This is a genomic window from Streptomyces sp. NPDC059852 (genome assembly GCF_042731455.1).
In the GTDB taxonomy this organism is placed as follows: domain Bacteria; phylum Actinomycetota; class Actinomycetes; order Streptomycetales; family Streptomycetaceae; genus Streptomyces.
Map to the genome: position 1 here is coordinate 112,964 of NZ_JBHWJK010000017.1, position 12,965 is coordinate 125,928.

At 75.1% G+C, this 12,965-nt stretch carries 12 protein-coding genes and 1 pseudogene; 6 read left to right on the forward strand and 7 right to left on the reverse strand.

The features are described 5' to 3' along the window. Positions 1-138: 138 nt before the first annotated feature. Complete coding sequence (locus tag ACFV46_RS22160) at positions 139-813, forward strand: ThuA domain-containing protein (protein ID WP_385499350.1); 675 nt, start codon at positions 139-141, stop codon at positions 811-813. Here ACFV46_RS22160 and ACFV46_RS22165 read toward each other — a convergent pair. After that, entirely contained in the window at positions 803-1,954 is a 1,152-nt protein-coding gene (locus tag ACFV46_RS22165; protein WP_385499351.1) for a ferritin-like protein, read from the reverse strand. The genes ACFV46_RS22160 and ACFV46_RS22165 overlap by 11 nt on opposite strands. Before the next feature lie 285 nt (positions 1,955-2,239). On the opposite strand from ACFV46_RS22165, the gene ACFV46_RS22170 reads away from it, so the two are divergent. Continuing rightward, on the forward strand, positions 2,240-3,817 hold the full coding sequence (locus ACFV46_RS22170) for a carboxylesterase/lipase family protein (protein ID WP_385499353.1): 1,578 nt from the start codon (positions 2,240-2,242) through the stop codon (positions 3,815-3,817). A 281-nt stretch (positions 3,818-4,098) separates the two neighbouring features. Here the strand turns inward: ACFV46_RS22170 and mmuM are convergent, their stop codons facing one another. Continuing rightward, the gene (mmuM, locus tag ACFV46_RS22175; RefSeq protein ID WP_385499354.1) at positions 4,099-5,022 is read right to left on the reverse strand and encodes a homocysteine S-methyltransferase; all 924 of its coding nucleotides are present in this window, start codon (positions 5,020-5,022) and stop codon (positions 4,099-4,101) included. A 136-nt stretch (positions 5,023-5,158) separates the two neighbouring features. On the opposite strand from mmuM, the gene ACFV46_RS22180 reads away from it, so the two are divergent. Next, positions 5,159-5,929, forward strand: coding sequence for an isocitrate lyase/phosphoenolpyruvate mutase family protein (locus ACFV46_RS22180; RefSeq protein ID WP_385499395.1), 771 nt, complete (start codon positions 5,159-5,161; stop codon positions 5,927-5,929). Positions 5,930-6,276: 347 nt separating this feature from the next. On the opposite strand, the gene ACFV46_RS22185 is transcribed toward ACFV46_RS22180, so the two are convergent. The 3 genes from ACFV46_RS22185 to ACFV46_RS22195 form a co-directional block, all read right to left on the reverse strand. Next, positions 6,277-6,879 carry a TetR/AcrR family transcriptional regulator gene (locus tag ACFV46_RS22185; RefSeq protein ID WP_376726886.1) on the reverse strand — a complete coding sequence of 201 codons (603 nt, stop codon included), beginning with the start codon at positions 6,877-6,879 and terminating at the stop codon, positions 6,277-6,279. Between the two features lie 85 nt (positions 6,880-6,964). Then, positions 6,965-7,660 (reverse strand): response regulator, encoded by a 696-nt coding sequence (locus ACFV46_RS22190; RefSeq protein ID WP_385499356.1) that lies wholly within the window; start codon positions 7,658-7,660, stop codon positions 6,965-6,967. Further along, positions 7,657-8,016: an ATP-binding protein gene (locus ACFV46_RS22195; protein ID WP_361932353.1), complete on the reverse strand. Its 360-nt coding sequence runs from the start codon at positions 8,014-8,016 to the stop codon at positions 7,657-7,659. The genes ACFV46_RS22190 and ACFV46_RS22195 overlap by 4 nt, the downstream gene beginning before the upstream one ends. 35 nt (positions 8,017-8,051) lie before the next feature. On the opposite strand from ACFV46_RS22195, the gene ACFV46_RS22200 reads away from it, so the two are divergent. Further along, the gene (locus ACFV46_RS22200) at positions 8,052-8,783 is read left to right on the forward strand and encodes an ABC transporter permease (protein WP_385499358.1); all 732 of its coding nucleotides are present in this window, start codon (positions 8,052-8,054) and stop codon (positions 8,781-8,783) included. Positions 8,784-8,787: 4 nt separating this feature from the next. On the opposite strand, the pseudogene ACFV46_RS22205 reads toward ACFV46_RS22200, so the two are convergent. Then, positions 8,788-8,967: pseudogene (locus ACFV46_RS22205) on the reverse strand (hypothetical protein); the annotation flags it as partial. A 105-nt stretch (positions 8,968-9,072) separates the two neighbouring features. Then, positions 9,073-10,326, reverse strand: a complete 1,254-nt coding sequence (locus ACFV46_RS22210; protein WP_361932348.1) for a D-arabinono-1,4-lactone oxidase — start codon at positions 10,324-10,326, stop codon at positions 9,073-9,075. 120 nt (positions 10,327-10,446) lie between these two features. On the opposite strand from ACFV46_RS22210, the gene ACFV46_RS22215 reads away from it, so the two are divergent. Together ACFV46_RS22215 and ACFV46_RS22220 are read left to right on the forward strand one after the other, a co-directional pair. Further along, positions 10,447-11,457 (forward strand): hydroxyacid dehydrogenase, encoded by a 1,011-nt coding sequence (locus ACFV46_RS22215; RefSeq protein WP_385499359.1) that lies wholly within the window; start codon positions 10,447-10,449, stop codon positions 11,455-11,457. A 107-nt stretch (positions 11,458-11,564) separates the two neighbouring features. Further along, complete coding sequence (locus ACFV46_RS22220) at positions 11,565-12,884, forward strand: radical SAM protein (RefSeq protein ID WP_385499361.1); 1,320 nt, start codon at positions 11,565-11,567, stop codon at positions 12,882-12,884. Positions 12,885-12,965: the final 81 nt, after the last annotated feature.

Here is a 12,965-nt window from a genome sequence, read left to right on the forward strand (position 1 = left end):
CCAGTGGAACCCGACGGCACCCTGCTGCGGAGGCGGCTCACCGCGCCACGCAGAGCCCGGCTCCGACGGAACCCCCGACAGCGGACGGGAGTTCACGACGGGACGAGCCGGCGGCACCCGCCGTCTACGCTGGACCGCATGGCCGTACGACTCCTCGTCTTCACCCGCACCACCGACTACCGGCACGCCTCCATCCCGGCCGGGGTGGAGGCCCTGCGCACGCTCGGCGGCTTCGAGGTGGACCACACCGAGGACCCGGCGGCCCTCGAACGCCCCCTCGACGGCTACGCGGCCGTCGTCTTCCTCTCCACCAGCGGCGACGTGCTCACCCCGGCCGGCCGCGACCGGCTCCTCGCCTACCTCGGTTCCGGCGGCGGCTTCGCCGGGATCCACGCCGCCGCCTGCACCGAGTACGGCTGGCCCGCCTACGGCGACCTGCTCGGCGCCCGCTTCGACCGGCACCCCGACCTTCAGCCCGGCAAGGCCGTCGTCGAGGACCACGACCACCCCGCCACCCGGCACCTGCCGCCCGTGTGGGAGCTCACCGACGAGTGGTACGACTTCCGCCGCAGCCCCCGGGGCGCCGTCCGGGTGCTGGTCTCCGCCGACGAGTCGTCGTACGACGGAGGCGGCATGGGCGACGACCACCCGCTGGTGTGGTGCCGCGAGCACGGCGCCGGACGCGTCTTCTACACGGCCCTCGGCCACGCCGCCGAGCTGTACGACGACCCCGCCTTCCGCGCGCATCTGCGGGGCGGGATCGGCTGGGCGGCGGGCTGGGCTGAGGCGGACAAGACGCCCCCTAGCGCTTAGGCCGGGACAGGGCGTGGAACTGGGGGCCGTAGGTGCCCCGGCGGTCCGGCAGCGGGGTCTCCATCAGCTCCACGGCCGGGTCCGCCAGACCGCGCATCGTGTGGATGCCGGCCCCCAGACTGCGGTGCCCGCCGCCCGCCCACGCGTCGTCCAGGGAGTCCAGCACCGTGCTGTACATAGCGTCGAAGCGGTACAGCACCCCTCCGACGTGCACCGAGGCGCGGGGCCAGCCGCCCACCGGGACCGGCGCCATGGGCCGCACCTCCGGGAACGGCACAGGCGGGCCGACGTACCGCCAGCCCTCGTCGGTCTGCCGCAGCTCCCGGCCGTGGTAGATCTCCCCGAACGCGTAGTAGTGCGCGGGCGCGTCGTGCGAGAACGAGTCGTTCGGTGAGGACGCCGTCCCCTCGCCCTGCTCCCGGATGACCTCGATGTCGTGCTCGACGTCGTCCAGGGTCCGCACCGGCCGCAGTTCGTCGGAGTCGATGCGCCGGCTCACCTGCCCCCGCGTCGACAGCTCCGGCCGCACCGCCCGGAACGCGTTCAGCATGCCCTCATAGAACTCGCCGACCGTCGGGGACGCCTGCGCGCTGCGCACCAGCGAGTCCTCGGGCGCCTCGATCGCCATCATCACGTCCCGGACGAAGGACTTCGTCAGCCCCGACAGATAGACGTTCACACCCGCCCGCACCCCGCCGGGCAGCGGCCCCGGGTAGACGGGCGCGGCGGCCTTGACCTGCGGCCGGCCACCGATGGCGACCAGCAGGTTGCAGACGATGCCCAGGTGGTACATCTCGTCGCCGACGATGCGCCGGATCATCCGCGCCACCTCGCTGCGCTGGTCCTTCACCGACCACCAGCCGCACAGATAGGGCGGGATCGTGGCGAGTTCCAGGCCGACGGCGACCTGGAGCGCGGACCGCAGCCAGGCGACCCCGCGGGCGTCCTCCGGGACCGCCATCAGCCGGGCCACCGACCCGAGCCGGGCCGCGGCGGCCGGCGCGCCCGCCAGGGGCGCGGCCTGTGCGGCCTGCGCGGTGCCGGCGACCGCGGCCGGGGCTCCGGCCGCCAGCGCGGCCGTCGCCAGGAAACTCCTGCGCTTGAACGGGGCAACCGCCGGCTCGTCCGGCTCTTCGCTCATACCCGCCTACCTCGCCTCGGCTCATGGGGCGGGGCCCCGCCCGCTGCTCGGCGCAGGCTCGCGGGGCCCCTTCGACAGCTCGCGAAGCTAGCAGCGATCACGGCCGCCACCAGGGCACACGTGCCGAGCGGCGCCGCGACCACCCGGCCGGTCCAACGCCGCGCCCCACCCGCGTGACGTACGCCGAACGGCCGCGTCCACCCCCCGTCCGGTGGAATATCCGGCCAGAATGAGGTGCTGTGATCTTCACGGTGCACCAGCGCGGTGGAGGAGGCTGACGGACGTATGACGGCACTCCGGACGGACCCTGTGGACCCTGCCGATCCCGTGGTGAGAACGCCCCACGGCGCGGTACGGGGCAGATTCGAGCACGGCGTCGCCGTGTTCAAGGGCATCCCCTACGCGGCGCCCCCCGTCGGCCCGCGCCGGTTCCGGCCGCCGGAGCCGCCCGAGCCCTGGGACGGTGTGCGCGACGCCCTCGCCTTCGGGCCGACCGCGCCGAAGCCGCCGTACTCCGAGGCGTTCGCGCAGTACCTCTCCGACCCGTTCGTGCCCGGCGACGACTGCCTCAACCTCAACGTGTGGACGCCCGACCCCGCGCCCGGCGCCCGGCTGCCCGTCATGGTCTTCCTGCACGGCGGCGCCCTCACCCGCGGCTCCTCCGGCGTGCCCGTGTACGACGGGCACGCCTTCGCCCGGGACGGCGTCGTCCTCGTCTCGGTGAACTACCGGCTCGGCGTCGAGGGCTACGGCTACTTCCCGGACGCCCCGGCCAACCCGGGTCTGCGCGACCAGCTCGCCGCCCTGGAGTGGGTGCACGCGTCCATAGCCGCGTTCGGCGGCGACCCCGGCCGGGTCACCCTGTTCGGGCAGTCCGCCGGGGCCATCAGCACCGGCGCGCTGATCGCCGCCCCGCAGGCCCAGGGCCTGGTGCGGCGGGCGATCCTGCAGAGCGGGCCGCCCGAGGCCGGCCAACGGGACAAGGTGCGGCGCATGGTGCGCCGGATGGCGGCCCGGCTGAAGGTCCCCGCCACCGCCGCCGCGTTCGCCGAGGTCGACCGCGAGCTGCTGCTGCGCACCCAGGGCGAGGTGGGCCGGCTCAGCTCGCCCGTGCTGGGCGGACCCGCCTTCGGGATCGTCGTCGACGGCGACCTCGTGCCCCGCGACCCGCTGGAGGCGCTGACCGACGGCGCCGCGGCGGGCGTCGAGCTGATGATGGGCTGGACCAGGGACGAGTACCGGCTGTGGCTGGTGCCCGGCGGCCTCCTCGAGCGGGTCGACCGGCTCGGTGCCGTCGCCCTCGCCGGAGCCATGGCCCGCTGCCACGTCGGCGCCGACGTCCCCCGCGGCTACCGCGCGCTGCACCCGGAGGCCGGCGCCGCCGAGATCGTCGGCCAGATGGTCACCGACCACCTGCTGCGCGTCCCCCTGCACCGCCTGGCCGACGCCCGCCCCGGATCGTCGTACGTGTACGAGTTCGCCTGGCCCTCCAACCTGCCCGACCTGGGCTCCTGCCATGCCCTGGAGCTGGGCTTCGTCTTCGACACCGGCGACTCTCCGGAGTCCCGCAAGCTGGCCGGCGAGGGCGCCCCGCAGGAGCTGGCGGACGAGATGCACGGCGCGTGGGTGCGGTTCGCGACGGACGGCGACCCCGGCTGGCGCCCCTGGGACCCCACACACCCGGTCCGGATCTTCGGCGACGGCGAGCCCCGCACGGACCTCGGCCCCCGCGACGCCGAAGTGGCCCTGTGGACCACCCCCCGCCCCGTCCCCGCCCTGCCCGCCGGCACCACGCCCCGCAACACGGAGATGCGCGCGGTGGTCCGCCGCCTACGCCTGCCGGGAGCGGTCCGCCGCCACTGAGGACTGCGCCGCGGGGGCGGTTCCCTGTGGTGTGCCGTCCCCGGACGCACGCGCCGCCGGACGATCCCGGGACCGGACGGCGGGCGGTCGGCCCGCTCGGTGCGTCGCTCAGCCGTCGTGCCCGGCCGTCGGGTGCCATCGGATGCGACGCGGGGCGGCCCGTCGGCGTTCGTCCAGCCCTCCGATGCCCCGCGCGACTCCCGCGCCGCGCACCGCTGCCCGCATGGGGGTGCCCGCGCGCCGCGCCGGGGCGCGGCCGGGTACCGGGCGACCCGTGGGCGTCAGGCCCTGGGTGTCAGCGTCCGCGCCAGGGCGGTGATCGTCGGCGGGTCGACGCGGCAGCAGCCGCCGATCAGGCGGGCGCCTGACGCCTGCCAGGTGCGGGCCAGGGCGGGGGCGAGGGTGACGCGGCCGTCCCAGGTGCGGGACGTCGCGTCCCAGGACTCGCCGCTGTTCGGGTAGACCACCACGGGCCGGCCCGTCACCCGGGCGGCGATCTCGACGGCGCCCTCGACGTCCTCGGGGGCGCAGCAGTTCACGCCCACCGCGATCACCTCGTCGGCGTCGGCGGCGAGCCCGAACGCCTCCTCCAGCGGCTGCCCGGCGCGGGTGCGGTCGCCGCCGACCGAGTACGACAGCCAGGCGGGGACGCCCAGTCCGCGGACCGCCCGCAGCAGCGCCTCGGCCTCGTCGGCGTCAGGGACCGTCTCCAGCGCGAGCACGTCGGGCCGGGCCGCCGCCAGGACCTCCAGCCGGGGCCGGTGGAACCGCTCCAGCTCCGCGACGCTCAGCCCGTAGCGCCCCCGGTACTCGGAGCCGTCCGCGAGCATCGCCCCGTACGGCCCGGCGGACGCCGCCACCCACAGCGGCCGGCCGACCCCGCGGGCCCGCGCCCGCCGCGCCGCCTCGCGCGCCAGCTCCACGCTCGACGCGATCAGCCCGGCGGCCCGCTCGCGGTCCAGCCCGCGCCGCGCGAAGCCCTCGAAGGTGGCCTGGTAGCTCGCGGTGATCGCCACGTCGGCGCCCGCCTCGAAGTAGGCCAGGTGCGCCGCGACGATCGCCTCGGGCTCCTCCGCCAGCAGCCGGGCCGACCAGAGCTCGTCGCTCAGGTCGTGACCCATGGCCTCCAGCTGGTTGGACAGACCGCCGTCGAGCACGACGGTGGACGAGGCGAGGGCATCGGCGAGGGGAGGCGTGCCGTTCATGTCTGCGACGGTAACCGGTGAACCCGCAGGCGGTCCGGCGCCGTGGGGGCGGGTCCGGGTGGGATGGGGGCGCCTGACGCGGACACTTCGGCCGGGACCGAACGGACCGGGCCCTAGCGTTGCCCGTATGACGCCCATGACCCCGTTCGCCGCGCTCCACCACGGTGCCGCGCCCCTGCTGCTCCCCAACGCCTGGGACCACGCCTCCGCGGCCGCTCTGGTGGCGCGGGGCTTCCCGGCGGTCGGCACGACGAGTCTGGGCGTCGCCGCGGCGGCCGGGCTGCCCGACGGCTCCTCCGCCACCCGCGAGGAGACCCTCCGCCTCGCCCTGGTGCTGGGCTCCGGGCCGGGTCTCCTGTCGGTCGACGCGGAGGACGGCTACAGCGACGACCCCGAGGAGGTGGCCGCGTTCGCCCGGCAGCTCGCGGCCGTCGGGGCCGTCGGCGTCAACCTGGAGGACCGCCTGGGCGATCCCGTGCGGCACGCGGCGAAGATCGCGGCGGTCAAGGCGGCCGTCCCGGGCCTGTTCGTGAACGCCCGGACCGACACCCACTGGCTCGGCGACGGCGGCGAGGACCCGAGGCCCCGCCTCGACGCCTACCAGGAGGCGGGCGCCGACGGGGTGTTCGTGCCCGGGCTCACCGACGCCCGGCAGATCGAGGCCCTCGTGAAGGACCTCGACGTCCCCCTCAACGTCCTCCACAGCCCGGCCGGTCCCGGCGTCCCCCGGCTCGCCGAGCTCGGCGTCCGCCGTGTCAGTCTCGGCTCCCTGCTCTACCGCGTGGCCCTGGGGGCCGCGCTCGACGCGGTCGGAGAGATCGCCGCGGGGAGGGCTCCCGCGGGGACCGTCCCGTCGTACGGGGAGGTCGAGGCGCTGGCCCGGCGGGACCCCCTGCGGCCTTGCTAGCCCGGAGCCCGTCCGCGGGTGTCAGACCCGTTCAGCGACCAAGGTGCCGGGCCCGCGCACGCCGGAGATCGGATACCGGGCGGGCCGACCCGTCGAGCGCGTCGGGCAGTATCCCGAACAGGGCCTGGGGGGCGGCGTATCCGGTGGCCGCCGCGCCGAGTCCGCCGAGCCGGCCGACGAGGCGGGCCGGAGGCGAGCCGGCCGCGGGCTCCCCGTCCGGGGCGGGCGGCGCGGGTCGAGGGCGGCGGGATCTCGACGGGCCGCGTCCTCACCGCTGTCGGGACAGGACGCGCTCCCTCCCCCGTGGCGGCAGCGTGTGGCTTCCGCGCGGCTTCCGGCTCACGTGGTCAGCGGGGCGCCTGCGGCTGCGGTCGGCCGGGCCCGCCGCGCGGCCAGTGCGTGAGGGCCACGTGCAGGGCGTCGACGGCCCGGTCCCAGGACTCCTCCACGTCCCGGGGGGCGCCGAACGCCCCGGTGGACTCCAGCGAGCAGTAGCCGTGGAACGTGCTGCGCAGCAGCCGGACGGCGTCGGTGAGGTCGGGCTCGTCGAGGCCGTAGGCGCGCAGCACGCCGTAGGTGATCTCGGCGGTCCGGCGCAGGGCGGGGGAGTCGGCGATCAGCTCCTGGTCGATCGGCATCTGGGTCGCCGCGTACCGGCCGGGGTGCTCCAGGGCGTACGCCCGGTAGGCCGCCGCGAAGGCGACGAGCGCGTCCTTGCCGGCGCGTCCCGCCACGGCCGCCGCGATCCGGTCGATCAGCTCGCCGCCGGCCAGCAGCGCCACCCGGGTCCGCAGGTCCTGGAGGCTCCTGACGTGCGAGTAGAGGCTCGCGTCCTTCACTCCGAAGTGCCGGGCCAGCGCGGACAGGCTGACGTTGTCGAACCCCACCTCGTCGGCGAGCTCGGCCGCCGCCGCGGCGAGGCGGTCGGCGGTCAGTCCTGCGCGGGCCATGGGGGTCCTTCGGGAAAGGGGAGGTGACAGGCCCAGATGCTAATGCCCCGGCGGGGCCCGGGCCGGGGCCGCCCGCCGGGCCTCCTCAGGGCCGCCCGTCGGAGCCGCCCGGCCGGACCAGGCCCGTCTCGTACGCCAGGACGACCGCCTGCGCCCGGTCCCGCAGGTCCAGCTTGGCGAAGATCCGCGCCACATGGGACTTCACGGTGGCCTCGCTGAGCGTGAGCCGGGCGGCGAGCTCCGCGTTGGACAGGCCCCGGTCGAGCAGCGTCAGCACCTCCAGCTCGCGCGGAGTCAGCCGGTCCAGGTCGGCGGGGACGGCCGGCGGCCCGGCGGCCTCCTCCGAGGCGAAGCGCTCCACCAGGCGCCGGGTGATGGCGGGCGCGAGCAGCGCGTCCCCCGTGCCGACCAGCCGTACGGCCGCCGCCAGGTGCTCGGGCGTCACGTCCTTCAGCAGGAAGCCGCTCGCCCCCATCGACAGGGCCGCGTAGACGTACCGGTCGACGTCGAAGGTGGTGAGCATCAGCACCCGGCAGCGCGGCGACTCCCGCAGGATGCGGCGGGTCGCCTCCAGGCCGTCCATGGTGGGCATGCGGATGTCCATCAGGACGACGTCCGGGGCGAGTTCACGGGCCAGCGTCACCGCCTCCACCCCGTCCGCGGCCTCACCGACGACCTCGATGCCGCGCACCGTCAGGATCAGCCGGAACCCGGTGCGGATCAGGGTCTGGTCGTCGGCGATCAGCACCCGGGGCCCGGCCCCGTCCACCGGCGCGCTCACGGCCGGTCCAGCGGGATGCGGGCGCGGACCCGGTAGCCGCCGCCGAGGCGCCGGCGGGCGTCCAGGTCGCCGCCGTACACCGCGACCCGCTCGCGCAGGCCCAGCAGGCCGCGCCCGGTGCCCTCGCGGTGCCCGCCCGCCGCCGGGCGCGGCGCCGGGCCGCCGGTCAGCACGCTGGGCCCGGTGTTCAGCACCTCGACGCGCAGCGCGTGATCGGCGTAGCGGACGCTGACCTCCGCCCGGCCGCCGTCGCCGTGCCGCAGGGCGTTCGTCAGCGCCTCCTGGACGATCCGGTACGCCGTCACGTCGATCCCCTGCGGCAGCGGGCGGGGGTCGCCGGAGATCCGCACCTCCACCGGCCCTCGGTGACGTGCTCACCGAGGGCCGGTGGATGCGCGACGACCACGAGATCGTGGCCGGCTCGGCGTTCCTGCGGCAGAACGGCGTCCGGGTCGGCGACCGGATCACCCTGGAGAAGGGCGGGCAGCGACGGTCGATGCGGGTCGTCGGGGAGGTCATGCAGAACAACGCCCGCGTGGTGGTCACCGGCTGGCCGGCGCTCCACGCCATGGCGCCCGACGAGAAGCCCATCGCCTATCACGTCAGGCTCCGCGACGGCGCCGACCCGGCCGCCTACGCCCGCGCCGCGCGCGCCGCCGACTCCGGGGTGAGCCCGGCGCCGAGGGGTCCCGACAACCTCACCCGCACCATCGTCGGCTCCGCCACCGCGCTCACCCTGATGCTCGCGCTGGTCTCCGCGCTCGGTGTGTTCAACACCGTCGTCCTCAACACCCGTGACCGGCGCCGGGACCTGGGCACGCTGAAGTCCATGGGCATGACGCCGGGACAGGTCACCCTGATGACGGTGACGTCGATGGCGGTCCTCGGCGTGCTCGGCTCCCTGCTCGGCATCCCGCTGGGCGTCGCGGGCTACGAACTGGTCGTCCCGCGCATGGCGGACGCCGTCGACATCACCCTGCCCGCCTTCATGACGGACGTATGGCGCGCCCCGGCCCTCGCCGCGCTCGCCCTCGCCGGAGTGGCCATCGCCGTCCTCGGCGCCCTGGTGCCGGCCCGCCGGGCCGGCCGCCTGACCATCGCGGAGGTGCTGCGCGGCGAGTGACCGCCGAGCCGATGCCGTGCCGGGCGTGGTCGCGGCGGACCCACACCGTGTCGCCCGGCACCAGATCGGTGCGGTGCCGGGCAACTGGACGCCGCCCTCGACGCAGTCCGCCGAGTTCCGCCCAGCGGACGTCGCACCGGGCGCCGTTCTCCTGCGGGCGGACGTAGGTCGTGTCCGCAAAGTCCCGCCTGCCGCCTGGCCCGCCCTACGGGCGAACGACGGGACCTTGCGGACACGAGGTAGGGGGTGGCGGGGGCACGGCGAGCGGGTGCGGACCTCCGGCCCCGGCTCAGTCGCCCAGCACGTCCCGCACGAACGCGTTGGCGAACGTGCCCTTCGGGTCCAGGTCACGGGCCAGCGCCCGGAAGTCGTCGAGCCGCGGATAGCGGGAGCGCAGCTCCCCGGCGGGCGTGGTGAACACCTTCCCCCAGTGCGGCCGGGGCGCGAACGCGTCCAGCGCCGCCTCCAGCCGCCGCACCACGGGCAGTACGGCCGCCGTGTCCTCGATCCATGTGAAGTGCAGGGCCACCGTGTCCCGGCCGTACGACGGGCTGAGCCACTGCCCGTCGGCGGCGACCGCGCGTACCTCGCAGGTCTGCAGCACCGGGGCGACGGTGTCGCGGATCGCGTCGACCGCGTGCAGCGCCTCCAGGGCGCGCTCGCGCGGCAGCAGGTACTCCGACTGGAGTTCGGCCCCGCTGCTCGGCGTGAACTCGGCCCGGAAGTGCGGCAGTCGCTCGTGCCACGGCCCGGGCACCCCGAACTGCTCGGTGCAGTTCTCGGCGGGCATCCCCGGCACCGGGTGCAGCTTCTCGGTGGCGGGCGCCGCCCACGGCACCTCGGGCAGCGGCTGGTCGGTGCGCCGCTTGAGCCACACCTGCCGGAAGCCCGGCGCGCGCCAGTCGGTGAACAGGCTGACGCTGTACGCCGCCGACATCACCGTCTCGAACGCGGCCGCGTCCAGGCCGGCCAGCGGCAGCTCGGTGAACACGTGCTGCTCGACCTCGAAGGCCGGCTCCAGGTCGAGGGTGAGCGCGGTGACCACACCGAGGGCGCCCAGCGAGGTGACGGCACCCCCGAACCGCGGATCGCCCCGGCCGATGCGCACCGCCGAGCCGTCGGCGGTGATCAGCTCCACCTCGCGCACCGCCGACGCCAGGGAGCCGTTGCCGACCCCGGAGCCATGGGTGCCGGTGGCGACGGAACCGGCCACCGAGATGTGCGGCAGCGACGCCATGTTGGGCAGCGCCAGGCCGTGCGCGTGCACCGCGCGGGCCAGCTCGGCGTACCGGATGCCGCCCGCGACGCGGACCGTGCGCGCGGCGCCGTCCACGTCGACCAGCGGAGGCAGGGCGGCGATCGACAGCAGGACGCCCTCGGGCCCGGGCTCGGCGATCTCGTTGAAGGAGTGCCCGCTGCCCAGCACCCGCACGCGGGGGCTCGCGGCCACCAGGGCGGAGACCTCGTCCAGCGACACCGGGCGGTGCAGCTCCCCGGCGCCGTACGTGATGTTGCCCGCCCAGTTGGTGATCGTCCCGGTCATCCTGTCGCCCTTCACGGTGCGTGTCTGTCGCGTTGACCCTCTCATCCGCGGATGCCTACGGTAGAGACCGTTTTCCACGACCGACGTCCGGGCCCGTCCCACCGAGCCGGAGGCCACGCGTTGACCCAGCGCCCGTACGCCGTTCTCGCCCTGTCCGCGGAGAACGTCCCACTGGTCTTCCCGTCCCCGGTGCTGGCGCGGCTGCGCGAGGCGGTGGACGTCGACGCCGGCCTGGTGGCCGAGGACCTCACGGACCCGCGCGTGAAGGACGCCCTCGCCCGCGCCGAGATCCTGATCACCGGCTGGGGCTCCCCCCGGCTGGACGCGGCCGCCCTGGACGCGGTCCCGCGGCTGCGGGCCGTGCTGCACGCGGCCGGCTCGGTCAAGGGGATCGTCACGCCCGAGCTGTGGCGCCGGGGGATCGCCGTCGGCTCGGCGGCGGCCGCCAACGCCCTGCCCGTCGCCGAGTACACGCTCGCCATGATCCTGCTCTCCGGCAAGGACCTGTTCGCCGTCCGCGACCGGCTGCGCGCCGAGCGGGACGCCTTCGGGGGCTGGGGGCTGCTGCCCGGCATCGGCAACCTCGGGCGCCGGGTCGGCGTCATCGGCGCCTCCCGCATCGGCCGCCGTCTGATCGGGCTGCTGCGCCCCTTCGACCTGGTGCCCGCGCTGTCCGACCCGTACGTCGGCGAGGAGACGGCCGCCGCCCTCGGCGTGCCCCTGCTGCCGCTGGACGAGCTGCTGCGCACCTCGGACGTCGTGACCGTCCACGCCCCCGCCACCCCCGAGACCCGGCATCTGATCGGCGCCCGCGAGCTCGCCCTCATGCCCGACGGCGCCGTCCTGATCAACACCGCGCGCGGCTCGCTGCTCGACCACGACGCCCTGGTCGCCGAGCTGCGCACCGGCCGGCTCTCCGCGATCCTCGACGTCACCGACCCCGAGCCGCTGCCCGCCTCGTCCCCGCTCTACGACCTGCCGAACGCCGTCCTCACCCCGCACCGGGCGGGCTCCCAGGGCAACGAGACGGCCCGGCTGGGCCTCGTCGTCGCCGAGGAGGCGGCCCGCCTCGCCGCGGGTTCCCCGCTCGCCCACGCGGTCGACCCGGCGGCGCTGGAGCGCGAGGCGTAGACGTCCGCGGGACGCCACGACCTGCCGGAAGGGGCCCCGGCGCGGCCGGCGCTCGGGCGGGGGCATACCGTGAGGAGTCGTACGCCTGAGCCGGGAGGAGATTACGGATGGGCAGCCGCACCGCACTGGTCGAGGATCTGATGGAGCGATTCCCGCACGTTCCGCGGGAAGCCGTCTTCAAGGAGGATCTGCTCCGGGGCGGGGTCGCCTTCGACCCGTCCGCCCTGAGCGACAACGAGGGCGGTGAGGTCAAACCGAAGTCGTACTTCATCTTCTCGTTCGACCACGGCACCCTGCCCGAGCTCGGCGAGGCCGCCCTGCGCCGCCCGCCCGAGGAGATCATCCTCACCGGCGGCCCCTACGACCTGCGCCGCACCGTCGTGTCGGTCCGGGTGAACCCGTCGTCCCCGTACCGGGTCGCCGCCGACGAGCACGGCATGCTCGGCCTCTACCTGGACGGCAAGCGCATCTCGGACGTCGGCGTGCCGCCGATGCCGGAGTACTACCGGCACAAGCTGTCCAACGGGAAGTCGGTGATGGAGGTCGCCCCCACCATCCAGTGGGGCTACCTGATCTACCTGACCGTCTTCCGGGTCTGCCAGTACTTCGGCGCCAAGGAGGAGTGCCAGTACTGCGACATCAACCACAACTGGCGCCAGCACAAGGCGGCCGGGCGGCCCTACACCGGCGTCAAGGACGTCGAGGAGGTCCTCGAGGCGCTGGAGATCATCGACCGGTACGACACGGCGAAGGCGTCCACCGCCTACACCCTCACCGGCGGCGCGATCACGAAGACGGTCTCCGGGCGGGACGAGGCCGACTTCTACGGCCACTACGCCAAGGCCATCGAGGAGCGCTTCCCCGGCCGCTGGATCGGCAAGGTCGTCGCCCAGGCGCTGCCCAAGGACGACGTGCAGCGCTTCAAGGACTACGGCGTGCAGATCTACCACCCCAACTACGAGGTGTGGGACGAGTACCTGTTCAAGATGTACTGCCCGGGCAAGGAGCGGTACGTCGGCCGCGACGAGTGGCACCGGCGCATCCTCGACTCCGCCGAGATCTTCGGCGCGCGCAACGTGATCCCGAACTTCGTGGCCGGCGTGGAGATGGCCGAGCCGTTCGGCTTCAAGACGGTCGACGAGGCGATCGCGTCCACCACGGAGGGCCTGCGCTTCTTCATGTCGAAGGGCATCACGCCCCGCTTCACCACCTGGTGCCCCGAGCCGACGACCCCGCTCGGCAAGGCCAACCCGCAGGGCGCGCCGCTGGAGTACCACATCCGGCTGCTCCAGGCGTACCGCCGGACCATGGAGGAGTTCGGGCTGTCCTCGCCCCCCGGCTACGGCCCGCCCGGACCCGGCCGCGCGGTGTTCTCCGTGAGTTCCTTCATGGACAGCCTTCCGGCCGAGGAGTCCGCCACGGTATAGGTGGTGTCACGGATGAGCCGGACGGGGTCCGCATCCGTACCTCAGGGCACGGGCGGGGCACCACGGTCCGTCATGGCGTCT

Excerpts from the sequence above, each read along its gene's own strand:
- ACFV46_RS22170 (WP_385499353.1), top strand. The coding sequence starts at position 2,240 with ATGACGGCACTCCGGACGGACCCTGTGGACCCTGCCGATCCCGTGGTG.
- ACFV46_RS22200 (WP_385499358.1), top strand. The coding sequence starts at position 8,052 with ATGCGCGACGACCACGAGATCGTGGCCGGCTCGGCGTTCCTGCGGCAG.
- ACFV46_RS22220 (WP_385499361.1), top strand. The coding sequence starts at position 11,565 with ATGGGCAGCCGCACCGCACTGGTCGAGGATCTGATGGAGCGATTCCCG.
- mmuM (WP_385499354.1), bottom strand. The coding sequence starts at position 5,022 with ATGAACGGCACGCCTCCCCTCGCCGATGCCCTCGCCTCGTCCACCGTC.
- ACFV46_RS22185 (WP_376726886.1), bottom strand. The coding sequence starts at position 6,879 with ATGGCCCGCGCAGGACTGACCGCCGACCGCCTCGCCGCGGCGGCGGCC.
- ACFV46_RS22210 (WP_361932348.1), bottom strand. The coding sequence starts at position 10,326 with ATGACCGGGACGATCACCAACTGGGCGGGCAACATCACGTACGGCGCC.
- ACFV46_RS22160 (WP_385499350.1), top strand. The coding sequence starts at position 139 with ATGGCCGTACGACTCCTCGTCTTCACCCGCACCACCGACTACCGGCAC.
- ACFV46_RS22165 (WP_385499351.1), bottom strand. The coding sequence starts at position 1,954 with ATGAGCGAAGAGCCGGACGAGCCGGCGGTTGCCCCGTTCAAGCGCAGG.
- ACFV46_RS22180 (WP_385499395.1), top strand. The coding sequence starts at position 5,159 with ATGACCCCGTTCGCCGCGCTCCACCACGGTGCCGCGCCCCTGCTGCTC.